This is a genomic window from Ralstonia sp. VS2407, assembly GCF_052950655.1.
The window spans coordinates 1-441 of the sequence record NZ_JBRFVG010000348.1 but is presented as its reverse complement, the minus strand read 5'-3'; the positions used below and the strand labels follow the sequence as shown (position 1 = coordinate 441).

Sequence of the window (441 nt, the reverse complement as noted above, 5' to 3'; positions counted from 1 at the left end):
CGGTCGACCCCACCGTCACGTCGACCTCCTGCAGCGGCTGCAGCACCGACAGGCGGGCCGGCTGGGCGAGCGACCCCCGGATGCGCCACTCCGGCCGCAGCCACGAGCCGCCGGTCCGCTCCACGAAGACGGTGCCCGACACCTGCTCCCCGGCGACCTCGTAGCTGACGTCGAAGCCGAGCGCCCGGTAGTCCGCCCCCGAGTAGGGGGAGACGGAGGTGTCGCGGCCGTCGTCGCCGGCCTGGACGGCCCGGACGAGGTCGGCGTCGTCCAGCGAGCCGGGCGCGGGCAGGCCGCTGCCGGTGAAGACGCCATCGGTGGCCAGCGCGTTCGCCGCGTCGACGTCACCGGCGGCGATCGCGTCCAGGTAGGCGACGACGAGGTCGCGGGGGTCGGCCCGCTGGCTGGTGACCCACGCGAACGCGGCCAGGGCCACGGTGG

General features: G+C 76.2%; 1 protein-coding gene. It reads right to left on the bottom strand.

The window, feature by feature from the left end; all coding sequences use genetic code 11:
* Positions 1 to 441 (bottom strand): hypothetical protein (locus ACU8YE_RS25395; protein ID WP_446930352.1); only part of this gene is annotated, 441 nt, incomplete at both ends.